The sequence below is a fragment of the Exiguobacterium sp. UBA7533 genome (genome assembly GCF_002479335.1).
GTDB lineage: Bacteria > Bacillota > Bacilli > Exiguobacteriales > Exiguobacteriaceae > Exiguobacterium_A.
In genome coordinates this window covers 247,570-270,820 of sequence record NZ_DLMP01000003.1, presented here as the reverse complement: position 1 = coordinate 270,820, position 23,251 = coordinate 247,570, and the positions used below count along the sequence as shown (strand labels likewise).

The window sequence follows — 23,251 nt, the reverse complement described above, 5'->3', positions numbered from 1 at the left end:
GATTGTTGTACATAGGGGCGTTTTTTGCGTTCCTTAATCATTTCGGAGGTGAAAGTCGTGAAGATGACAGTACAAGACATGATCTTGACATTACAAAAATTTTGGGCAGAACAAGGCTGCTTGACGATGCAAGCATACGACGTAGAAAAAGGAGCCGGTACGATGAATCCGATGACGTTTTTACGGAGTCTCGGACCGGAACCGTGGAACGTTTGTTATACAGAACCATCACGCCGTCCGGCTGATGGTCGTTATGGAGAAAACCCGAACCGTCTGTATCAACACCATCAATTCCAAGTCATCATGAAACCATCACCTGACAACATTCAGGAATTGTACTTACAAAGTCTCGAGTTGCTCGGGATCAATCCACTCGAACATGACATCCGTTTCGTAGAGGATAACTGGGAGAACCCAACGTTCGGTGCTGCTGGTCTCGGCTGGGAGGTATGGCTAAATGGAATGGAAATTACACAATTCACGTACTTCCAACAAGTCGGTGGAATCGAGTGTAATCCAATCGCAGTAGAGATCACTTACGGAATCGAGCGTCTCGCTTCTTACATCCAAGATGTCGAGAGCGTCTTTGATCTCGTTTGGACAGATGGGTTCAAATACGGTGATATTTTCTATCAACCGGAATTCGAACATTCGAAGTATACATTTGAAACATCAGATGTCGCTTTACTCTTTACATTATTCGATCAATATGAAAAAGAAGCGAATCGTGCCTTGGATGAGAATCTCGTTTTCCCAGCATATGATTACATCTTGAAATGTTCGCATACCTTTAACCTTCTCGACGCGAAGGGGGCGATTTCCGTCACGGAACGCACAGGATTCATCCATCGTGTACGGAACATGTCGCGCCGTTGTGCGCAAAGTTTCATCGAAGAACGGGAACGTCTTGGCTTCCCATTGATCAAGTCGAAAGCAGGTGAGTCACATGCATGAATTATTACTTGAAATCGGTTTAGAAGAAATGCCGGCTCGATTCGTCCTTCAATCCGAAACACAACTCAAGGAACGCGTGACGCGTTTCCTTGAAGAAGCACGGATTGAGTTCACAAGCGTCGAATCCTTCTCGACACCACGCCGTCTTGCAGTATATGTCAAGGGTCTCGCAGCACGTCAAAGCGACCTCGAAGAGACATTGAAAGGACCCGCAAAACGGATCGCGATGGACGAAGCAGGGAACTGGACGAAAGCTGCAGAAGGATTCGCGCGTGGTAAAGGACTCACGACGGACGATCTCTTCCTTGGGGAAGAAAAGGGAGTCGAATACCTCTATGCGACGCGTAAGGAAACTGGACAAGCGACAGCCGATCTACTTCCCGGATTAAAACAAGTCGTTGAAGCGATGACGTTCCCGAAAAACATGCGTTGGAGCACACAATCGTTACGCTACATGCGTCCGATTCGCTGGTTAATTGCTCTTCTTGACGATCAAGTCATCCCGTTTGAAGTCGCATCCGTCGAAACAGGTCGGACGTCTCGTGGGCATCGCTTCCTTGGGCAAGACATCACGATTCTTCGTCCGAATGCCTATGTCGAAGCGCTCGCAGGAGAGCACGTCATCGTCAGTTATGAAGCTCGTCGTCAATTAATCGAAGAACAAATCGCGGCGCTTGCGGCGCGTGAACAATTCGAAGTACCGATCGATGCGTCTTTACTTGAAGAAGTCACGAATCTCGTCGAATATCCGACAGCCTTGTTCGGTGCATTCGATGAAGCGTATCTTGAGTTGCCGGAAGAAGTCTTGATCACGACGATGAAAGAACATCAACGGTACTTCCCAGTCAAACGTGACGGTGCGTTGCTCCACTATTTCGTGACAGTACGAAACGGGAACGCAACCCATCTTGAAAACGTTGCTCGCGGAAACGAAAAAGTCATTCGTGCCCGTTTAGCAGATGCTCAGTTCTTCTATGAAGAAGATAAAAAAGCAGACATTGATGAACAGGCGAAACGTCTTGATAAAATCGTCTTCCATGAAAAATTAGGAACGACAGGTGAAAAAGTCCGTCGTGTACGTCAAATGGCACTCGCACTTGCTGACCGTGTCGGCGCAGACAAAACACGTGTCGAACGCGCGGGTCAGATTTATAAATTCGACCTCGTCAGTCAGATGGTCTATGAATTCACGGAATTACAAGGTCTGATGGGTGAACGTTATGCGAACATGAAAAACGAGGATCCGGAAGTCGCTGCTGCGATTCGCGAACATTACATGCCACGCTTCGCGGGTGATGCAAGTCCGGAGACACCGACAGGGACACTCTACGCGATCCTTGATAAGATGGACAGCGTCGCTGGATTCTTCGGTGTCGGCATGATTCCAAGTGGATCAGCGGATCCGTATGCATTGCGTCGTCAAGCACAAGGAATTGTGCAAATCTTATCGGATCGTAAATTGAACTTGACATTGACTGAACTGATTGCCTTCGTCGTGTCTGAACAGGTAGCAGCAGGTCTTTATACGAAGGATGCCGAAGAAGTACAAGCCGCATTACAAGATTTCTTTGCGCAACGTTTGAAGTACCGTCTATCGGAAATGGACTTCCGTCATGATGTCGTCGAAGCCGCTCTTGACCATATGTTGACAGTCGAAGCGAATGAACAGCGTGCTGCCATGCTCGAAGAGGCGACGAAAAAAGAATCGTTCAAGAAAACGGTCGAACAATTAAGCCGTGTCTTGAACATCTCGAAAAAAGCAGAAAGTGTCACAACTGTTAATCCAGCGCTCTTTGAAAATGATGCGGAACGCGAATTGCATGAGGCGATTGAGAAAGCCTTACCGGAGGTCGATCAAGCTATCGCGTCACTTGACTATGCACGTGCACTTGAGGCACTTGAGGCAACCGTTCCATCGATCACAGCCTACTTTGACGGTACGATGATCATGACGGATGACGAAACGGTCCGTACGAACCGTCTTAGCGAAATGAAACGATTTGCAGAAGCAATCGAATCAGTCGCTCGGTTCAATGCACTCACTTTAGCGTAAAGAAAAAGGACGGATGAGCCGATGAAGTTAAATGAACGGCAAAAAAAGATACTCCAAATCGTCAAAGAGAATGGTCCCATCACGGGAGAGCAGATTGCTGCAGCGCTCTCCCTTACACGAGCGACGTTACGACCTGATTTGTCGATTTTAACGATGACCGGCATGTTAGAAGCGCGCCCACGTGTCGGCTATATGTATGTCGGAAAGAAAAATGCTTCCATGCTTCATGAGAAACTGGACACCTTGACCGTCGGCGAATTCATGTCATCAGCAAAGGTCATTCATGAAGGGATGACTGTGTATGATGCAATCGTCCACTTATTCCTAGAAGATGTCGGTTCGCTGTTTGTCGTCAGCAAGGACCATGCGTTGGTCGGTGTGCTATCACGTAAGGATTTTCTACGTGCGGCAATCGGTAATCAAGAATTAGACTCGTTACCGGTCAATATCATCATGACACGAATGCCAAATTTGACAGTCTGTGAAAAATCGGAAACGTTAATTGGTGCCGGCATGAAACTGATCGAAAAACAGATTGATTCGATGCCAGTCGTCGAAGAAGAGAACGGGGTCTTGAAAGTCGTCGGTCGAATGACGAAAACGAACATGACGAAAGTGTTGGTCGCTTTAGCACGTGATGAAGAAATTTAAGGGGGGCTCCTGATGCGTCAACGGATTTATGTCGTGAGTGATTCTGTCGGAGAGACGTGTGAACTCGTCGTCCGCGCAGCTGCTATTCAGTTCCCGGAACAAGCCATCGAAACGGTCCGCATTCCGTTCGTCGATGATGATCAAGTCATTTATGACTTGGTTCTTCATGCAAAAGAAGAACAAGCAACGATCGCTTTTACGATCGTTCATGCGACGCATCGTCGTTTGCTTGCAGACACAGCGCGTGCCCACGGTGTAAAGGCGATTGATCTACTTGGTCCATTGCTTGACACGATGGAAGACCGTTTGCAGATGCAACCGAAGGAAGAACCTGGATTAATCTATCGCTTAGATGAGGAATATTTCCGGAAAATCGAAGCGGTCGAATTCGCTGTTAAGTATGACGATGGACGTGATCCAAAAGGAATTAAACGCGCCGATATCGTTTTGATCGGTGTGTCGCGTACATCTAAAACGCCGCTCTCGCAGTATTTAGCCTTAAAGCGATATAAAGTAGCAAATGTACCACTCGTACCCGAATCGATTCCACCGGCAGAGCTATTCGATATTCCAAAAGAAAAATGTTTTGGACTACTCATCTCACCGGAAAAGTTGATCGATATCCGAATGGAACGATTGCGTTCATTAGGACTCAAACCTGAAGCAGCCTATGCGCAGATGGACCGAATCAACCGGGAACTTGAATACGCACGGAATTTATATGAACGAATCGGATGCCAAATTATTGATGTGACGAATAAAGCAGTCGAAGAGACGGCGAATTTGATTTTGACCGGAATTTCCGGGAAAGCGCATGACTAGTCAAGCAGTCAGGAACATAGTATACTTGTTTAGCTGATAAATGAGATAATGCCCTTTTTCTAATGAAACGGAACGAGTCATCGTTCCGTTTCATTGCGGGTATGGTCATGTAAGGATAAGTTCTCAAGGAAAGGGGAGAGGACGGAATGAAGCGAATTCCTGATGAAATCGTCGATCAGGTCCGCCAAGCAACGGACATCGTCGAATTGATTTCAGAACGTGTAGAATTAAAAAAACAAGGGAATCGATATTCAGGGCTTTGCCCGTTTCATTCTGAGAAATCACCTTCCTTTTCTGTTTCTCCTGATAAAGGGATGTACTACTGTTTTGGATGTGGTGCAGGAGGAAATGCAATTACTTTCGTCATGGAAACAGAAGGAATGAGTTTCAAGGAAGCCGTTTCGAAATTAGCCGATCGAAGCGACGTCACACTTCCAGAGCTAGAACCAGACCGATTCGAGCAGTCGGAATCGACGCCTGAACAGGAAAAGAAGTTCCGCATGCGCGAAGCGCATCGAATCGTCACCGAGCTCTATCACGAGGTGCTGATTCAAACGGAAGCAGGCGACGCCGGAAGAATCTATTTAGAAAATCGCGGTATACGCGAGGGGGCGATGCGTGAGTTTCGACTCGGGTATGCACCGGATCAAGATCGTTTTACAGTGGATTCCTTGGCACGACGTGGGTTTGATTTAGATGAGATGGTCGAAGCGGGATTGATTTCAATCGGACGTGATGGTGATTATCGAGATCGATTCAACGGTCGGGTCGTGTTCCCTATTTCCGATCGTGATGGCACGATCGTCGGATTTAGTGGCCGTTCGATTGACGGTCGTGACCCAAAGTATGTTAATACAGCGGAAACCCCTTTGTTCAATAAAAGTGAACTGTTATTTGGATTTGCTCAAGCACGAGGGGCGATGCGTAAAATCAAACAAGTCGTCCTTGTTGAGGGAAATCTTGATGTTGTGCGTGTTGCTCAAGCGGGTATACCTTATACGGTAGCCTCTTTAGGAACAGCGTTAACGCCTGTTCATGCCCAAAACCTGGCACGCATCGTCGATGAAGTCATTGTTTGTTATGACGGAGACAAAGCAGGACGCGCTGCGACGCTAAAAGCCTTACAGTTGCTTGAGGCCGTTGCCGTCGACTGTTCCGTCATCCGCTTACCGGATGGCGAAGACCCTGACTCCTTTATTGGGAACCAGGGAGAAGAGACGTTTTTACACTGGATCGAACAGAAACGGGTTTCAAGTCTTGAATTCAAATCTTTTTATTTTCGACAAGGAAAAAACTTGCGATTAGAAGGAGAACGCGTTCGATATATTGAAACTATGCTTGAAGAGATTGGTCGAACATCCAATCCGTTGTTACGGGACATCTATTTAGGAAAACTTTCTGAGGAATTTAAACTCTCGAAAGATTCCTTGATCGCACAAGTGCGTCCAACCGTTCAACAGCCGAAAAGAGAACAAATCGTTTCCGATCGCCCGACCGCTGTACCGACAGCACCTCCTGATCGAACGTTCGCGAACTGGAAAAAGGCAGAACGCTTCTTACTTGCCTACATGATCCGTTCCGAAGAAGTATGTCTAGAAGTGCGTGAGCAGCTGGGTGTCCAATTCAATGATCCGGCACATCAATTGATTGCCGGCAAGTTATATGAATTTTACGGGACAGGTACTCAAGGAAGTTCCGATCGTTTTTTGACGATGCTCCATGATGCTTCCCTGCAACGAATCGTAGTGGATCTAGAGTTCATGCTGATGCCTGAATATGATCCTGACTTACTCAGTCATTACATTCGTGCCGTCCAGAACGAACAGCAACGTCGATTGCTCGAAGAAGAAAAATCACGATTGAATCAACAAACAGATATCCGTGCCCAAGCGGAACTGATGCAGGCGATCATTGAACGAAAGCGTCGTTTAAAAGATCGATGACCTGCTGCATGATGTGGAAGGAGTGTATGGTTCGATGGCAGAAAAAGCAAGATCAGAAGCTGAATTACTCCGTCTCGCGAAAGAGGAACTCATCGCGCTCGGACATAAGAATGGTGAATTGTCGCACCAGAAAATCGAAGACAAACTGAGTTCGTTCGAATCAATGGATGCTCAGCAATTCGAGGAATTCCTTCAATTGCTCGAAACAGAAGGTATCAAGGTTAACAATGACGGTACAGGAGATGAAAAGGAAGAGGCGGATTTGAACGATTTGTCTGTTCCACCCGGCGTTAAGATCAATGACCCTGTCCGGATGTATCTAAAAGAAATCGGACGCGTGGATTTGTTGAATGCAGAAGACGAAGTTGAACTCGCGAAACGAATCGAACAAAACGATGAGGAAGCGAAAAAACGTCTAGCGGAAGCAAATTTACGTCTCGTCGTTTCGATCGCTAAACGGTATGTCGGACGCGGTATGTTGTTCCTTGATTTGATTCAAGAAGGTAACATGGGTCTGATCAAGGCGGTCGAGAAATTCGACTATACGAAGGGATATAAATTCTCGACGTATGCAACGTGGTGGATTCGTCAAGCGATCACACGTGCGATTGCCGACCAAGCACGGACGATCCGGATTCCGGTTCATATGGTTGAGACGATCAATAAATTGATTCGTGTCCAACGTCAACTTTTGCAAGATCTCGGACGCGAACCTTCACCGGAAGAGATTTCGAAAGAGATGGAAATCACGCCGGAAAAAGTTCGTGAAATCCTGAAAATTGCGCAAGAGCCGGTTTCTCTTGAGACACCGATCGGGGAAGAAGACGATTCACACCTCGGTGATTTCATCGAGGATCAAGATGCGACAGCACCACAGGATGCTGCTGCATATGAACTCTTAAAAGAGCAACTCGAAGATGTGTTAGATACACTCACGGATCGTGAAGAAAACGTCCTTCGTCTTCGCTTCGGACTTGATGATGGTCGGACTCGAACACTCGAAGAAGTCGGCAAGGTGTTTGGCGTCACGCGTGAGCGGATTCGTCAAATCGAAGCAAAAGCACTTCGGAAACTTCGTCATCCAAGTCGTTCAAAACGCTTGAAAGACTTCCTCGATTAATTCAAAGTGTGAAGAATATATGAAATTTTAGTGGGAAGGGAGAAAAAAGTTTCGTTTTTTTCTTCCTTCCCTGTTTTTTTTACAGTAGAATAGTAACGGGGAATACCATTCAGTCACCAACTTGGTTGGGTATAGAATATGGGGGGAATCCAAATGCGTAATCCATTAGTACCGTTTGCGGCGATCGCAGTCATCGCCATCATCGCAATGATTTCATTGTCTTACTTTGGGGTCGATCAGGTGAAGGAAGCTCGCAAAGGGCCGTCAACTGCAGAAATGAAGCCAGAAGACTTGTTTGCATCTAAAGGATGTACAGGATGTCACGGTGGAAACTTAGAAGGCGGCGTTGGTCCGAACTTAACAAAGATCGGCGCGAAGCTGAAAGAAGATGAAATCAAGAACATCGCAATGAACGGTAAAGGGCAAATGCCTGGCGGTCTTGCGAATGACGAAGAAGCAGCTGTTCTAGCTAAATGGTTAGCTGCTAAGAAATAAGAACAAGAGCATCTATCTCGTTACGAGATGGATGTTTTTTTATGGGCGGATGGTTTCTTTTTTACTGTAAATCCGCTATTTTAAAAGAGAGTTTTTCGGAAAATAGGAAGGATGAAGAAGATGCAAATGAACGTCGTATTGGATCAACGACTCCAAAAAGTCGTGTCGTATATTCCACAAGGAGCCATCCTTGCAGATATTGGTTCGGATCATGCATTCGTACCGTGTTTTTGTATCCAACAAAATAAAATCGAACGCGCCATCGCGGGGGAAGTGAATGAAGGACCGATGGAAGCCGCAAAAGGACAAGTGGCACTTGTAGGACTCGAGTCCCAAATTGATGTCCGTCTCGGGAGTGGTCTATCGGTATTGAAACCGGGAGAAGCGACAGCGATCACGATCGCGGGAATGGGTGGAACATTGATTGCCTCAATCCTTGAAGAAGGGAAAGATCGATTGTCGGGAGAAGAACGTTTGATTCTACAACCGAATGTCGATGCAGTCGATGTCCGAAACTGGTTACTCGCACATTCGTATGCCTTATTGTCAGAAGCCATCGTCGAGGAGAATGGGAAGATTTATGAAATCCTTGTCGCGGAACGTGGCGAAGAAACCTTATATTCGGAAGATGAAACAACACGACAATGGGAACTCTTCTTTGGTCCTCAGTTGATGCGAGAGCGAGCGCCAGAATTCATTGCAAAGTGGCAAATGGAAAAACAAAAACGTCAGTATATTTTGGAGCAGATGAAACAAGGACAAACTACGGAAATCTTATCTGAAAAAATCATAGCGATCGAACGATTGATTCAAAAGATGGAAGAGGTGACAAGCTGATGGCGAATGGGAATTATGTCATTGAGCAGTTTGAAGCATTCGCTCCGAAAAAATTCGCGCTCGAGGGTGATCCGATCGGTTTGCATATTGGAACGTTGAACAAGGACGTAAAACGTGTGCTCGTGACACTTGATGTCTTGGAGTCTGTCGTTGATGAAGCGATTGAAAAAAAGGTTGATCTCATCATCGCGCATCATCCACCGATTTTTAGCAAGTTAGCGAATGTGACGGATCGTTCCGCAACAGGACGCATCGTCACAAAATGTATCAAGCACGATATTGCGGTGTACGCTGCGCATACGAACCTTGATGTGACACCAGGAGGGGTCAATGATTGGATGGCAGAGGCAATCGGTCTTGAGTCATGTGAAGTTCTCGCCCCCACATTTGAAAATACGCGCTACAAGTTGAGCGTTTTTGTACCAACAGAAGCTGCAGAGCGTGTCTCGACAGCACTTGCAAAAGCAGGAGCCGGGCAAGAAGGGGATTATAGTGACTGCCAGTTTCATGTCAATGGAACTGGGCAATTCCGACCGTCGCCTGAGGCTACGCCATATATCGGTGAAGCGAATCAACTCGAGCGGGTTTCTGAAGTCCGAATTGAGACGATCGTGACGGAATTGGATCAGAAACAAGTCATTCGAGCGATGAAGCAGGCACATCCTTACGAAGAGGTAGCCTATGATCTCATAAAGCAGGAACGTCCGGCAGCGCCACTTGGTCTCGGACGGATAGGTCGATTGCCGAAACCCATGACGTTGCGAGCATTTGCAGAGCACGTTCGGACGGTGTTTGGTGTTCAAAACTTGCGTTTCGTTGGAGACGAATCACGGGAGATCAATAAAGTCGCTGTTCTCGGTGGCGATGGGAATAAATATGTCTCGACAGCAGCTTTTGCCGGAGCCGATGTCCTTGTCACGGGTGATCTCTATTTTCATGTCGCCCATGATGCGATGGCACTTGGACTAGCGGTCGTTGATCCCGGACATCATGTAGAGTCGGTCATGAAAGAAGGCGTCGTCAACGAATTGAAGCGCCGATTCGATCAGAAAAAAATCGACGTTGAACTACTAATTTCAACAGCGAATACGAATCCGTTTCAGTTTTTGTGAGGCAACGAATCGAGTACGCTAAGGGTATCTTTTGAGCAGTAAAAAACCGAGTCGCGAATGATAATCGCGACTCGGTTTTGCTGTATCGATTGTTAGGATTAAAGTACTTTGACTTTAGGCAAAATCCGTCTTAGTTCAAGGAATGGTGTCTTGTCATGCGTACTAATATCAGTAGGATCATATTGTTGTAAGAAGTCGATGACTTTTTTCGTGATCGGTGTTGGCGTCGATGCACCTGATGTGACGCCGACTTGCTGTACACCTTCAAGCCATGATAAATCAAGCTCCGTTAAATCGCCGATTCGATGTGCAGGAGTTCCTGCGATATCAAAGGATACCTGTGCCAAACGGTTCGAGTTGTTCGAACGTGGGTCACCGACGACGATGACGAGATCACAGTCTCCTGCTTGATCTGCTACCGCTTCTTGTCGGACTTGTGTTGCGTTACAGATTTCATTGTGTACTTCCACATGCGGATATTTTTTCCGAACGTGTTCCATCAAAGCTTGGACATCCCATTGACTCATCGTTGTCTGGTTCGTGACGATGATTTTTTTATGAGCAAGCTGAGGAGGAAGTTCATCGATATCTTCGACTTTTTCGATGAGGTGAACATGTTCCGGCGCTACGCCGACGGCACCTTCAGGCTCCGGATGACCATGTTTCCCGACGTAGATGACTTCGTAATCATCTGCGACGACTTGACGAATCAAGTCGTGGGTACGCGTTACGTCAGGACACGTCGCATCGACGACGTGTAAGTTCTTCTCTGCAGCACGAGCATAAACAGCAGGTGAAATACCGTGTGCTGTAAAGATGACCGTTCCCTCTTGAATCGTCTCTAAGGCTTCGAGGCGATCAGGACCATCAACAGTGATGACGCCCATGTTTTCGAACTCACGTGTGACGTGAGCATTGTGGACGATCATCCCTAAAATATGGATCGGACGTGGCAAATCTTTATTCAATGCCGCTTGTTGTGCAAGTTTCATTGCGTCGACGACACCGTAACAATAGCCGCGGGGGCTGATTTTTTTTACTAGCATAGTTGTAGATTCTCCCTTTGTGAAAAAGAATGATTAGTTAGAGTGTACCATTGATTGAAGCTGAATGAAAATAGAGGAGTCTGTTTCAGCCACAGAACATGCTATACTAATGAAGTTGTCAATTATTCAAAAGGGAGGCGAAGGGATGGAGTCAAAGAAAATGATGCGGTCGTATTTTTTCCAAATCACCGCCGTCTTATTCATCCTGATTTGTCTTGTCATTTCAGCGCTTGCCTTCACTGCAGACCGGGTCACGATTTCCCGAGTCGAACAACAAACAGAGAAACAGAGTGAAAAAAGTGTTGAAGTCTCTGGGAATGCGATTCGCGACAATGTCGGGAATTTGCATGAAGAAATCATGAGCTTGCAGTTGAATGTCAAAAACCCTAAAAAGTTGAGTCGGAAAATTGAGGAGTCTAAATTGTTAGACATTGATACAGGGTTTAAAAGTCTCTTTTATTTTGACCGAAAGACGAAACAAATCACCTGGTTCTCAAGCGATGATCGTCGAGTGGAGAATAGTACCATCCTAAAAGACGATGATTTTGTGCAAACGTTGACGAGTACGGATTTTCATATGAGCAAGCTATATACGATGGAGTCAGATGCTGTCACGTACATGTTCGTCCCGATTCGAGACGGCAATGAGCGTGTCGGAGTCTTTGGTGGTGGATTAAGCGTCATGAATTCGATTGTTTTTCGAAATTCACTTGAATCGTTCGACGATCAGACCATTGCTTACCTCTTCAATAGTAAAAAACAATTGTTAGCCACATCCAGTAATCTCGTGACAGATGAAGAGCGCGTATTATCGAGAAGTGTGGTTGACCGTGCTTTTAAATCGCTAGAACCTTCCGAGATTTTTAGTACGAATCAAGATATGTATTACTTTGCGAAAGATTTGAAAGTGACGGATTGGAAAATACTCGTTCGAACGCCGCGAAATGTTTTTTATGAACCGGTCTATACGACACGACAACAATATTTGATCATCGCGGCTTTAACGCTTGTCCTCAGTCTAATTGTCGGCTATTTGATGTCGAAGCAGTTGACCGCGCCGATGCTTGAACTTGTAAATAAGATCGAGAAAAGCACCTCACCCAAACCGATCGTTCTTGAGCGAGCGGGATCTAATGAGGTCAAGACACTCGTTGCCGCCTATAACGAGTATGCACAACGGATGGAAAATGCGCGTCTTGAGCAATTGAGTCAGCAACAAACGATGTTACATCAAGAAAAATTAGCATCGCTCGGTCAATTAGCAGCAGGAATCGCACACGAAATCCGTAATCCATTGACGCCTGTTAAGATGACCTTACAGTTGTTAGCGACGGAAAAAGATCGTAATGCAGAAATGCTCGTTCTTGCTTTATCAGAACTCGATCGGGCGAATGGTATGATTCAAACGATGCTCGATCTGTCAAAAGGTGAGAACAATGCGCTTCAAAAAACAACGATTGATATGAATGATTTAATGAAGAAATTGACATATATCCTCGAAGCTGAAGCGCATCATTACGAGGCGGACTGCAAGATTTATACACCATCCTTTATGCCGAAGATTTATGCGTCAGAAGAGGGAATCTTACAAATTTTAGCAAACTGTGTCCGAAATGCCCTACAAGCTGTTGCGTTTAAAGGACCGGACGGCATATGTCATCTGCATGTCCATGTCTATCCAGAAGAGGTCGTATTCATTGTTCAGGATAACGGAATCGGTATGGACGGAGATCAAATCGAACATGTCGGTCAAGCATTCAAAACATCGAAAGTCGACGGAAATGGACTTGGGATCTTCATGTCGAAACAAATCGTCCGTGATCATAAAGGGAAAATGATCTTTGATAGTAAGCCGGGCGTCGGTACGACGATTCAAGTTCACTTGCCACGAAAGGAGCAAATGGAATGAAATTCAATAAGGCCTGGTTATTCGTCCTGATTGTCTGGATTTCATCCGTTCTGTTCATTTCCAACTTGTTCGTCAATCCAGATCCTAGTCCACGACGTCATCTCGTTGGATTTACGATCGTGAATGATAAGCATGAGTTCGCACAACGGCTCGTAGATGCGTTTAAAACGCAGGCAAAAATCAATAAATACGAAGCGGTCGTCACAACTTCCCATAACTCACGCATCAATGAACGGGAGCAGATTCAAGAGTTCATTCGGATGAAAGTCGATGCGATCTTCGTGACGACACTAGATGACGTCTATATCGCTAATACATTAGAAGAAGCGGCTCGTGCCGGGATTCCGGTTTTTGCCATCGATCGATTGATTCGTTCCGATGCAGTCGTCAGTTCAATCACTTCAAATAATCAATTGATTGGGGAACAACTTGCATCATTCATTAAACACGAACGTATCAAGCAGACGGGACGAGCTACCGCCAATATCATTGAAGTCGCAGGGACAGCAAACGTCAATACAACGAATGAACGACACCGAGGATTTTTGACTGGTCTTGAGCGTGAGCCGGAACTTCAGATTGTCGAATCCGTGAATGGGGATTACGACCCCATCACTTCAGAAAAGGTTATGACGCAGGTGATTGAGTCAGGAATTCCGTTTGATGCCGTCTATTGTCATAATGACGATATTGCGCTTGGTGTCCTCGAAGCATTGAAAAAAGCAGGCATCAAAGGAAAAATAATTGTCGGCATAGACGGGAATCGTGCTATATTAGAAGCTGTTGACATGAAATCGATGGATGCGACGGTCGTCCAGAGTGCTGATGAGATGATGAAAGTCGCCTTCAGTGCATTGAAGCTTCATACGAAAAACAAAAAGATTCCAAATCGTTTTTATACGTACTCCTATCTGTATGACGGTAGTAGACCCATAACCATGTTGAACTAATCGAGAGGCAGATGCCTCAGCAAATAAGGAAAGGACGGTGTCAATTCATGAATGGATTCAGCCATTATCAATTACACCCGTTCGTCATCGAAGCACTCGATGACGCCCGCATCACAAAACCGACCGACATTCAGTCGCGGATCATCCCAGCTGCAGTAAAGGGGCGCGATATCATCGGTCAATCACAAACAGGAACAGGAAAAACGTTATCGTTCCTTCTTCCAATCGTTCAAAACGTCGATCCGAAGCTTCAAGAATTACAGGCGATCATCGTTGCTCCGACGCGTGAACTTGCTTGGCAAATCCATGAAGAACTAAAATCGTTACTCGTGAAAGAACCTGACTTCATCAAAACGAGTCTCATTACAGGTGGGATGGATCGCGAACGTCAAATTGGTCGTGTTAAAGTCTCGCCACAAATCGTCATCGGAACACCGGGACGTATTTTAGATTTATTCAAGGAACAAGCATTGAAGCCGCATTTCGTGAAGCACTACGTCATCGATGAAGCGGATCAAATGCTCGATATGGGGTTCTTGCCAGAAGTTGACCGGATTGCTCAAGCTCTTCCAGAACAGCTTCAGATGATGGTCTTCTCAGCAACGATTCCTGAGAAATTGCAACCGTTTTTGAAAAAATACATGAACAACCCGCGTTACGCCCATGTGGATCCGAAACAGCAGACAGCGAAGAAAATCGTTCACCATACGATTCCAGTCAAGCACCGTGAGCGCTCAGAGTTGACGCTAAAAGTCGCGAAAGCGTTGAACCCTTATATCTGTCTGATCTTTACGAACACAAAAGCAGAAGCAATCGAAGTCGAAGCTTTGTTCCTAGAAGCAGGACTTAATGTTGGTTCTCTTCACGGTGATCTCCCGGCTCGTCGCCGGAAACAAGCGATCAAGGAAATCAACGATGCGAAGTACCAGTATGTCATCGTGACGGATCTTGCTGCACGTGGAATCGATATTTCAGGTGTCTCACACGTCATCAACCACGGTATTCCGAAAGACTTGGACTTCTACGTTCACCGTGTTGGTCGGACAGGTCGTGTCGATCAAGATGGATTGGCGTACACGCTGTTTGAAGATCATGAGAACGGTATGATCAATCGCTTAGAGGACCGTGGCATTCAATTTACGAACGTCGATGTCAAAGGCAGTCAAATCGTCGAAGTCAAAGAACGTCGCCGTGCGAAGCCGCACATGAAGACTGCCGTCTCGAAGACAGCGCATAGTCGCCTTTCGGGTGAAGCAGCAAAAGCGAAAAAACGTGTTAAACCAGGTTATAAGAAGAAACATCAATATAAGCTGAAAGAAACAGCAAAACGTGAACGCATCAAAGAACAACGTGGTGTCGGTCGCGCGCAACGTAAAGAAAACGCCCGCAAATCAAAATAACTCCATTGATGACACCCGTGAAATGAAAAAACATTTTTCGGGTGTCTTGTCGTTTTCAAGATTTGGTACACTGTAAAAAGAGAAAGGTGGAAAACAACATGAAAATAGGTTCACACGTCTCCGTTTCGGGGAAAAAAATGCTGTTAGGTGCCAGTGAGGAAGCAGCGTCTTATGGTGCAACGACGATGATGGTCTATACAGGAGCACCTCAAAATACACGCCGTAAGCCGATGGAAGAGTTACGAATTCCGGAAGCGTTGCAACATATGAGTGCGAATGGAATTGAAGAAATCGTCGTACACGCACCGTATATCATCAACCTGGGGAATACGACAAAACCCGAGACATTCGAACTCGCGGTTTCGTTTTTAGGAGCTGAGATCAAACGAGCAGAAGCTTTAGAGAAAGCACGACACATCGTATTGCATCCAGGTGCGCATGTAGGTGCTGGGGAAGAGGTTGGAATCAAACGGATCGTTGAAGGACTCAATGAAGTATTGACAGGCGAAGAACAGGTGAAGATCGCGCTTGAGACGATGGCTGGAAAAGGATCGGAAATCGGAAAAACCTTCGAGGAACTTGCTCAGATCATTGAAGGCGTCACACATCATGATCGTCTGTCCGTCTGTCTTGATACATGCCACGTGCATGATGCGGGATACGATATCGTGCACGACCTAGATGGTGTTCTCGAACAATTCGACCGAATCGTCGGACTGGATCGTCTTGGTGTCATCCATGTGAATGACTCGAAAAATGTCCGCGGTGCGCGGAAAGACCGTCACGAAAATATTGGTTTTGGTGAGATTGGATTTGATGCCTTACACCGTGTCGTGCATCATCCTGCCCTGGCTCATTTACCCAAAATTCTAGAGACACCTTACATTGGTCTCGATCCAAAGAAAAAAGTAGCACCGTATAAACAAGAAATCGATATGTTACGTTCGGGTGCATTTGATGCAGACTGGCGTCTACCGATTCTAGGAGCACCGGTCGAATAACTCATAAAGGGGTGTCAGTGATGTGTCATATACTCGTCGTCGATGAGACTAATTTTGCGATACGACAAGCTGTTGTCCACTATTATGAAACAAAGGAACCGTTTTATTTGCCGGCAGATCTGGCAGAGGGAGAAGAAGTATTTCTTGCGACGTCTGATGGAATCATTGCGTATGCAGAAGTCTTGTTCACGGAGTATACGACACGTCCAGAGGATCCGTTTTGGTTGACCGTTGCTGACGATTCGGAAGGATCTTATGTATGTCTTGATCTCATCAGTGTGGATTTACGACATCCGTTACTTGGACGACCACTCGATCAACTTAGTCTTAAAACCGGACCAGTCGAAAGCGCGTTTCGCACACGTCTGCTTGATTCATGGCAGTATGGGTATTTCGAAACCGATGTGCTGACACTCGTACAATCTAAACAACGTCGAATCGAGCGCTTCAAGGAGCGAAATCATCTAGAACAAATTGCGCGTCAATGTGTTCATTGTGAGGAGTCTAGGCAGTCGTTACTCGAATGGCATTTGACATCAGAAGGATACCAGACGGTGTGTCCGACATGTCACCGGTGGTTACATCAACGGATGTTGCATGCTATGGATACGGCGGCGGCGACGGAAGAGAGTGAGTAAAAGCTTTTTCTATTCAAGCAGAGCTCGTATGACTGATCATCCAATCATTAAAACCTTAAAAGAATCAAAAAAACAGTTCTCTATCTGCGCTGGCAGTAAAGAGAACTGTTTTCATTTAGATTAGAAAAAGCGTTCTACTAAAAATAGATAGATTTTCATCCCAAGGAAGACACCAAAGATCCCGACGACGGCTGGGAAAACGGGTGGAGCAGGGATTGGTAATTTCAATGCGGTGAACACGACTCCGCAGATGACGCCTGCGAGAAGGGATAACAAGATTTGCTGAAGCATACATTTCGTCCTTTCTGCTGTAATCAGCATTTGAAGTAAAGTATATCTTAAATGTCAGGTGGCATTTTGATCAAGAATGACTTTGTCATCCTTCTTTTCGATTGTGATCCACTTTTGTTTCAATGGAGCTGTAAAACTTGGTTTTTGTTTTAATTTGCCGCTCGTATAATCTAGAATCAGCAACTGTGATTCGCAGCTCTGTTTTCCGTCTTTAACGTAATAATAGGATCCAGCGGCTGTCTGCTCACGCGCTTTGACATTATCAGCAAGGGCGAGGGCGAGACAATCCTTTAGATATTGTTTATGTTCTTCGTCCATAATCGGGAACAAGATTTCAATCCGTTTTCGCATGTTGCGTGTCATCCAGTCAGCACTTGATCCATACATCAAATCCTGCCCGTTATGATGGAAGTAGAAGATGCGTGAATGTTCCAAATAACGATCAACGATCGAGATGACGCGAATGTTCTCCGAAACACCTGGAATGCCAGGACGCAGACAACAGACGCCACGAACGATAAGTTCGACTTGTACACCGGCGCGCGATGCCTTATAGAGACGTAAGATGATGTCTTTCTCCGTTAAACTATTCATCTTGGCGACGATTCGACCGTTTCCGTGTTTTTGATGATGATGGATTTCTTCATCAATCAATGACAGGAACTTCTCAAGCATCGCGTTCGGTGAAGTTTGGATGACGTTCCATTCGGGTTGTTCCCCGTATCCGGACAACCAGTTAAAGAAGTTTGTCGCATCTTCGGCGATTTCTTCTCGAGCCGTCAATAATCCGACATCCGTGTATAGTTTCGCCGTCGAATCATTATAGTTGCCGGTACCAAGATGGACGAAACGCTGAATCTTTCCTTCGTGGAGTCGGACGACGAGCGTGATCTTCGAGTGCGTCTTTAAATCACTATATCCGTAGATGACATGAGCGCCGGCTTTTTCTAACTGCTTTGCCCACTCGATGTTCTTCGCCTCATCGAATCGAGCTTTGAGTTCGACGAGGACAGTGACCTGTTTCCCGTTCTCGGCTGCTGTTTTTAAGGCTTTAATGATCGGTGAGTCACCAGATACGCGGTAAAGGGTTTGTTTGATGGCAAGGACGTTCGGATCATTAGCCGCTTGGACGATGAACCGGACGATAGGATCAAACGTATGATACGGATGATGCAAGAGATAGTCGCGTTCCAGTAATTGATTGAACAGATTTTTTGAACTATCGAGTGCGGGTGGGTCGACCGGCATGATCGTCTGATAGATCAAATGATCATATTCAACACCGATTTGACTGTAGAAGGCGAAGGAGAACGTCAAATCAATCGGACCATCCACAGCAAAGATATCGCGTTCCTGCAAATCAAGTACATCACGTAGCATGTTGAGTAGTTCAGTATTGATGGCAGCTTTTTGGACTTCAAGTCGAATTGCTACCCCCCAACGCCGTTTTTTTAATTCCTTTTCGATTAACTTCAATAAATCGTGTGTCCCTTCTTCGTGAAACGGAAGGTCGGCATTCCGGGTGATCCGAAATGGCATGGCAGACAACACGCGATAGCCTTTAAATAAACTGTCAATGAAGGCGATGATGACGTCTTCGAGTAAAATGACAGCCGTCGTCTCGTCATCTTCTACCGGTAAATCGACGAATCGCGGTAAAACAGCAGGTACTTGTACGAGTGCCAAATTTCGTTTCGTCCCGTCTTCTGCTTCAAGAACCGTTGCGATGTTAAGTGATTTTGAAGACAACATCGGGAACGGACGATAGGCATCGACAGCAACAGGCGTGAGTACCGGAAAGACTTGTTCACGGAAAAAGGATTTTACATAGGTCGTTTGTTCTGAAGTCAGGGCGTCGTATTTTAAGAATGTAATGCCTTCATCTGATAACGTCTGATTGATTGCTTGAAATGCTTCGTATTGCCGATCGACTAACTCTTTTGTTTTCAACGCGATCGCACGTAACTGTTGTTTAGGTGTCATCTGTTGTTTATTTTCCGGTTTATTGAACCCAGCGAGCACTTCATCCTTTAAGCCACCGACCCTTACCATATAGAACTCGTCTAAATTGGAACTAAAGATACCGAGAAACTTAAAACGTTCCATTAATGGATTGCGTGTGTCAAAAGCTTCACCCAGTACACGTTCGTTGAACTGGAGCCAGCTGAGCTCACGATTATTGAAATGTTCCGGTATGTCGAGCTTCATGAAGGAAGATCTCCTTTCGTTTCGAAGGTAATCGTACAACCAGTGATTCGTTCCAGGTGTTTCTTTTGTTTTTCGGCTTTTTCGACTTCAAATCCATAATCGTGATCGCCTGTATCGAGGACGAATTGGAGTTGGTCCTTTTTAAGGAACAGTTCCAAATGATCGACAGCTTTTCGTTCCGTCACGTCGAGGGCATGGCTTAACTTGAGTAAAGAACCGAGTAAGTCGAAGCGGTCCAGTGATTCTTCCGTGAACCATTCTTTGAACGGCTTTGCTAATTGTTGCATCCGTTTCGCTGAAGAATAGGAGCTGACAAGGGAGAGCGCAACGCGATCCTTGTGCGTCATGCCATTCATTTCGGTGTTCGTCAACAAATAAAACGTTTGGTCTGATCGCGTATCCGGATTAATGTATTGACCGCAATAAAACAAACGACTTGCGGAATCGAGGAGGCGTAAATCGGACGCTCGTTCTGATACCAGGTCTAACGTGACGAGTTGACGGTACATCGATTTAGCAAGTGTTCCGATATACGACGCACGATCACGATTGACCTTATAATCACTTTCAAGCTGATAGAGGCTCTGCTCACGTACGTTTTCAATCCGGCGGTATGCTTCGTCCTGCACGTCGAACTCGTAAACAAGACCTTCACGAAGACCGAGATTGCTCATGATGAATTCTTCCGCTTCGATGTGTTGAGCTAACCCTTGGATCGCAATCAATGCCGGCAGGAAAATATCGATTCGATCCTTTGATAACCCTTCGATTTTCGATAGCTGTTTCGCTGATTTCCCTTCCAGATCATCGACCATTTTCGCGAGTTCCTTCGCCTTGATTTGATATTGATGAACGCTCCGAAGCGGATAATCCTGATTGGATTGATGGATACGAACGAAGTTTCGGGCAGAACCACCGACACCGATTAAAGGAAGCTTTTTATCACTTAGCCATGGTATCGATTCGAATTGTTCCCGTAAGAATTTCACCAACTTCTTCTTATCACTTGCACTAAGTGTCTCGTCGGAAACGAATTGCCGTGTCAATGTGACGGCGCCAAATGGAAAGCTATGATACGCTACCATCTCGCGATTTTCGATCAAGGTGACTTCCATGGAACCACCGCCGATGTCGACAGAAAACCCATCTGTCAGGAAGGTAGAATTGATGATAGCAAAATAACCATAGTATGCTTCTTGTTCGTCTGTTAGAACCTGAATGGAAAAAGGTGTGTTTTCAGTAACGGATTTAACAATTGCTTCTCGATTCGTCGCATTACGAATAGCAGCGGTCGCGACACAAATCGTCTCCTCGACCTCATGGGTGACACCGACTTCGTAAAATCGATGTAACGTTTCTTCGAGTAACGAGATGCCTGCGTCGTCAAGTGCTCCGTCTTTATTGATATGAGCAGATAAACGCGCGACGACTTTAATGTTAATCTTCTCGATGTAACGACCAGAAGCGATCGGATGGAAGATGACATAACGAATTGAGTTGGAACCGATATCGATAACTGCAAGTTCTTGTTTCAAGTGACCTCGACTCCTCTCTGCGATGCGTGCATTAAAAGATTTCCCTTCCTGAACAAGCCGGAAACAGCTAGTTTCTGTCTTTATTGTACCTTGATTATTTTCAAAGGAGGATAGGAAGTTGCTAGAGTTGCACCAATAATTAGCGAACGCTATAATAAGACAGTTGATTAAGACGTAATTATTCCGTTTTACGAAAACGGAAGGAGTGAAAATAAATGGAAACACCAATCATCGAGATTGATCAAGTCAGCTATGATTATCCAGATCGCCGGGTATTGAATCAAGTTTCGTTTCAGGTTCAACAAGGACAATTCTTAGCAATCGTCGGGGAAAATGGATCTGGGAAATCGACGCTGATCAAATGTATCTTAGGTTTATTGCAACCGAAAGGAACGATTCGCTTATTCGGACAACCCCAATCGCAATTCAATGAATGGTGGCGAATCAGCTATGTCTCGCAAAAAGCAGCTTCGTTTAACTCGGGTTTCCCGGTAACTGTCGCAGAAGTCGTCGAGATGGGGTTGTATGCTAAAAAAGGACTTTTTCGTCGTTTGTCACGCGATGATCGAGACAAAGTACGGACTGCCCTTGAAACAGTCGGAATGTGGGAACGCCGTGATTCAAAAGTCGGCGACTTGTCCGGCGGTCAACAACAACGCGTCTTCATCGCGCGCGCGCTCGTCAACGATCCGGACTTAATGATCTTAGATGAACCAACTGTTGGTGTCGATCAGCGATACGTGAAAGAATTTTATGAAATTCTTGAAGAACTGCGTCGAGATAAACGGCGAACGTTCGTCCTTGTGACACATGATATCCATTTCGTCAGCAAACTCGTCACGGATGTCATTCATTTGGTCGATGGACGTTTAGGTTGTAACTGTGGCATTAAAGAGTATTGGGAACTAGATGAACAGACGATCCGCTCCCTCTATCCAGTTCCGGGACGTGTCCTCGTTCACGAAGGGAAGAGTGTCCAATGATCGAAGCATTCATGACGTTAAAATTTTTACAGTATGCTTTAGTGGCTGCCATTTTAATTGGATTCACGGCCCCATTGATTGGCTCGTTCGTCGTCGTCCGGCGGATGAGCCTGATCGCAGATGCACTTTCGCACGTCACGTTAGCTGGGATTGCACTCAGTCTCTTGATTTCTGGTATGGTCGCGCAATTAGCGGACTTAAATCCACTGTACTTAGGAATCGTGACGTCGGTCATCGCGGCACTGACGATTGATTGGTTGCGCGCTAAATATAAGCATTTTCAAGAACTCGCGATTCCGATCATCATGGCAACAGGGATGGGGCTCGGTGCGACATTCATTAGTCTTGCGAACGGCTTTTCAATGGATCTCGTCTCCTTCTTATTTGGAACGGTTTCGGCTGTTGCCTTAACGGATGTGTACACGATTCTTATCGTGACGGTCGTGGTCGTCATCTTCGTCTTTGCCTTTTATAAGGAATTGTTGTTCCTCTCATTTGACGAGGAACAGGCACGTGTCTCGGGAATCCGACTTCGTTTAGTTCACATTCTCTTTATGATCGTCGTTGCGCTTGTGATCGCGATTAGTATGCGAATCGTCGGGATTTTACTTGTCTCGAGCTTAATCACGTTGCCGGTTGCGGCAGCACTTCGAATTGCAAAAAGTTTTAAGACGACGATCTTTTTAGCTATCATCTTCGGTGAGATTGCAACAGTACTTGGACTCATCCTGGCTTATCAGTTTGATTTAGCACCCGGCGGAATGATTGTCCTACTTGCCGTGCTCGAACTGATCATCGTCATGCTATTAGAACGTTTTTGGATAGGAGGTAAAACACATGAAGACGAACATCGAACAAGCGCGTGAACGAATGAAGGCTTCTGGGTTTAAAATGACACCGAAACGTCTGGATTTGCTATCGTATCTGTTTGAAGTGAATCGGTATGTCAGTGCGCGGGAAGTGGCAGAAGCTCTCCGGACGTCTCATCCTTCGTTAAGTTATGATACGATTTATCGAAACTTGAATGATTTTTCGGAAATCGACTTATTAGAAGTGACGGAATTAGACGGTGAGATGAAATATCGGGCTGCCTGTGCTTCCGGTCATCACCATCATCATTTGATATGCCGAATCTGTGGCAAGACGGAGACGTTGAATGTCTGCCCGATGGAGTGGATTTCACCCGCTCAAGAGACTGGTTTTGAAGTCGAAGATCATAAATTCGAAATCTATGGACGTTGTGCGAATTGTCAACGCTTGACGTCTTAAATAGAAGGGAACGTCCATTCGGGACGTTCTCTTT

At 45.8% G+C, this 23,251-nt stretch carries 21 protein-coding genes; 17 read left to right on the top strand and 4 right to left on the bottom strand.

Features of this window, described 5'->3' with window-relative positions; translation table 11 throughout:
* Window positions 1–63 precede the first annotated feature (63 nt).
* The 9 genes from glyQ to B2U10_RS06860 all read left to right on the top strand — a co-directional run bounded on the left by glyQ (window position 64) and on the right by B2U10_RS06860 (window position 9,987).
* Window positions 64–954 (top strand): glycine--tRNA ligase subunit alpha, encoded by an 891-nt coding sequence (gene glyQ / locus B2U10_RS06900; RefSeq protein ID WP_029341034.1) that lies wholly within the window; start codon window positions 64–66, stop codon window positions 952–954.
* On the top strand, window positions 947–3,007 hold the full coding sequence (glyS, locus tag B2U10_RS06895) for a glycine--tRNA ligase subunit beta (protein WP_056060127.1): 2,061 nt from the start codon (window positions 947–949) through the stop codon (window positions 3,005–3,007). Before glyQ ends, glyS begins: the two co-directional genes overlap by 8 nt.
* 21 nt (window positions 3,008–3,028) lie before the next feature.
* Window positions 3,029–3,658, top strand: a complete 630-nt coding sequence (locus B2U10_RS06890; protein ID WP_029341036.1) for a helix-turn-helix transcriptional regulator — start codon at window positions 3,029–3,031, stop codon at window positions 3,656–3,658.
* Between the two features lie 12 nt (window positions 3,659–3,670).
* Window positions 3,671–4,480 (top strand): pyruvate, water dikinase regulatory protein, encoded by an 810-nt coding sequence (locus B2U10_RS06885; RefSeq protein WP_035409206.1) that lies wholly within the window; start codon window positions 3,671–3,673, stop codon window positions 4,478–4,480.
* 146 nt (window positions 4,481–4,626) lie between these two features.
* A complete protein-coding gene (gene dnaG / locus B2U10_RS06880; RefSeq protein WP_290748831.1) occupies window positions 4,627–6,423 on the top strand; it encodes a DNA primase in 1,797 nt (598 codons plus the stop codon).
* 34 nt (window positions 6,424–6,457) lie between these two features.
* On the top strand, window positions 6,458–7,543 hold the full coding sequence (gene rpoD / locus B2U10_RS06875; RefSeq protein WP_023467512.1) for an RNA polymerase sigma factor RpoD: 1,086 nt from the start codon (window positions 6,458–6,460) through the stop codon (window positions 7,541–7,543).
* 153 nt (window positions 7,544–7,696) lie between these two features.
* The gene (gene cccA, locus B2U10_RS06870) at window positions 7,697–8,038 is read left to right on the top strand and encodes a cytochrome c550 (RefSeq protein WP_035409203.1); all 342 of its coding nucleotides are present in this window, start codon (window positions 7,697–7,699) and stop codon (window positions 8,036–8,038) included.
* Between the two features lie 120 nt (window positions 8,039–8,158).
* Window positions 8,159–8,875: a tRNA (adenine(22)-N(1))-methyltransferase gene (locus B2U10_RS06865; RefSeq protein WP_056060136.1), complete on the top strand. Its 717-nt coding sequence runs from the start codon at window positions 8,159–8,161 to the stop codon at window positions 8,873–8,875.
* Window positions 8,875–9,987 (top strand): Nif3-like dinuclear metal center hexameric protein, encoded by a 1,113-nt coding sequence (locus B2U10_RS06860; protein ID WP_035409201.1) that lies wholly within the window; start codon window positions 8,875–8,877, stop codon window positions 9,985–9,987. The genes B2U10_RS06865 and B2U10_RS06860 overlap by 1 nt, the downstream gene beginning before the upstream one ends.
* A gap of 98 nt (window positions 9,988–10,085) precedes the next feature.
* Here the strand turns inward: B2U10_RS06860 and B2U10_RS06855 are convergent, their stop codons facing one another.
* The gene (locus tag B2U10_RS06855) at window positions 10,086–11,033 is read right to left on the bottom strand and encodes a 4-hydroxy-3-methylbut-2-enyl diphosphate reductase (protein WP_035409199.1); all 948 of its coding nucleotides are present in this window, start codon (window positions 11,031–11,033) and stop codon (window positions 10,086–10,088) included.
* 145 nt (window positions 11,034–11,178) lie between these two features.
* On the opposite strand from B2U10_RS06855, the gene B2U10_RS06850 reads away from it, so the two are divergent.
* From B2U10_RS06850 to B2U10_RS06830, 5 genes are all read left to right on the top strand, one after another.
* Window positions 11,179–12,942 carry a two-component system sensor histidine kinase NtrB gene (locus B2U10_RS06850; RefSeq protein WP_035409197.1) on the top strand — a complete coding sequence of 588 codons (1,764 nt, stop codon included), beginning with the start codon at window positions 11,179–11,181 and terminating at the stop codon, window positions 12,940–12,942.
* Window positions 12,939–13,892, top strand: coding sequence for a sugar ABC transporter substrate-binding protein (locus B2U10_RS06845; protein WP_056060147.1), 954 nt, complete (start codon window positions 12,939–12,941; stop codon window positions 13,890–13,892). Before B2U10_RS06850 ends, B2U10_RS06845 begins: the two co-directional genes overlap by 4 nt.
* A gap of 47 nt (window positions 13,893–13,939) precedes the next feature.
* Window positions 13,940–15,292 carry a DEAD/DEAH box helicase gene (locus B2U10_RS06840; protein ID WP_035409194.1) on the top strand — a complete coding sequence of 451 codons (1,353 nt, stop codon included), beginning with the start codon at window positions 13,940–13,942 and terminating at the stop codon, window positions 15,290–15,292.
* Window positions 15,293–15,390: 98 nt separating this feature from the next.
* Window positions 15,391–16,293, top strand: a complete 903-nt coding sequence (locus B2U10_RS06835) for a deoxyribonuclease IV (protein ID WP_035409192.1) — start codon at window positions 15,391–15,393, stop codon at window positions 16,291–16,293.
* A gap of 20 nt (window positions 16,294–16,313) precedes the next feature.
* Window positions 16,314–16,931: a hypothetical protein gene (locus B2U10_RS06830; RefSeq protein ID WP_290786459.1), complete on the top strand. Its 618-nt coding sequence runs from the start codon at window positions 16,314–16,316 to the stop codon at window positions 16,929–16,931.
* Window positions 16,932–17,051: 120 nt separating this feature from the next.
* Here the strand turns inward: B2U10_RS06830 and B2U10_RS06825 are convergent, their stop codons facing one another.
* From B2U10_RS06825 to B2U10_RS06815, 3 genes are read right to left on the bottom strand one after another with little or no spacing between them, the layout of a single operon-like run.
* Complete coding sequence (locus tag B2U10_RS06825; RefSeq protein ID WP_023467523.1) at window positions 17,052–17,222, bottom strand: XapX domain-containing protein; 171 nt, start codon at window positions 17,220–17,222, stop codon at window positions 17,052–17,054.
* Between the two features lie 54 nt (window positions 17,223–17,276).
* A complete protein-coding gene (locus B2U10_RS06820) occupies window positions 17,277–19,430 on the bottom strand; it encodes an RNA degradosome polyphosphate kinase (RefSeq protein WP_035409188.1) in 2,154 nt (717 codons plus the stop codon).
* The gene (locus B2U10_RS06815; RefSeq protein ID WP_290786456.1) at window positions 19,427–20,965 is read right to left on the bottom strand and encodes a Ppx/GppA family phosphatase; all 1,539 of its coding nucleotides are present in this window, start codon (window positions 20,963–20,965) and stop codon (window positions 19,427–19,429) included. Before B2U10_RS06815 ends, B2U10_RS06820 begins: the two co-directional genes overlap by 4 nt.
* Window positions 20,966–21,180: 215 nt before the next feature.
* On the opposite strand from B2U10_RS06815, the gene B2U10_RS06810 reads away from it, so the two are divergent.
* Genes B2U10_RS06810 through B2U10_RS06800 form a run of 3 tightly spaced genes read left to right on the top strand, consistent with a single transcriptional unit; the run spans window position 21,181 to window position 23,217 of the window.
* Window positions 21,181–21,948, top strand: a complete 768-nt coding sequence (locus B2U10_RS06810) for a metal ABC transporter ATP-binding protein (protein ID WP_035409184.1) — start codon at window positions 21,181–21,183, stop codon at window positions 21,946–21,948.
* Window positions 21,945–22,814, top strand: a complete 870-nt coding sequence (locus B2U10_RS06805) for a metal ABC transporter permease (RefSeq protein ID WP_035409182.1) — start codon at window positions 21,945–21,947, stop codon at window positions 22,812–22,814. The genes B2U10_RS06810 and B2U10_RS06805 overlap by 4 nt, the downstream gene beginning before the upstream one ends.
* Window positions 22,786–23,217 (top strand): Fur family transcriptional regulator, encoded by a 432-nt coding sequence (locus B2U10_RS06800; protein WP_035409180.1) that lies wholly within the window; start codon window positions 22,786–22,788, stop codon window positions 23,215–23,217. Before B2U10_RS06805 ends, B2U10_RS06800 begins: the two co-directional genes overlap by 29 nt.
* The last annotated feature ends 34 nt before the right edge of the window (window positions 23,218–23,251 follow it).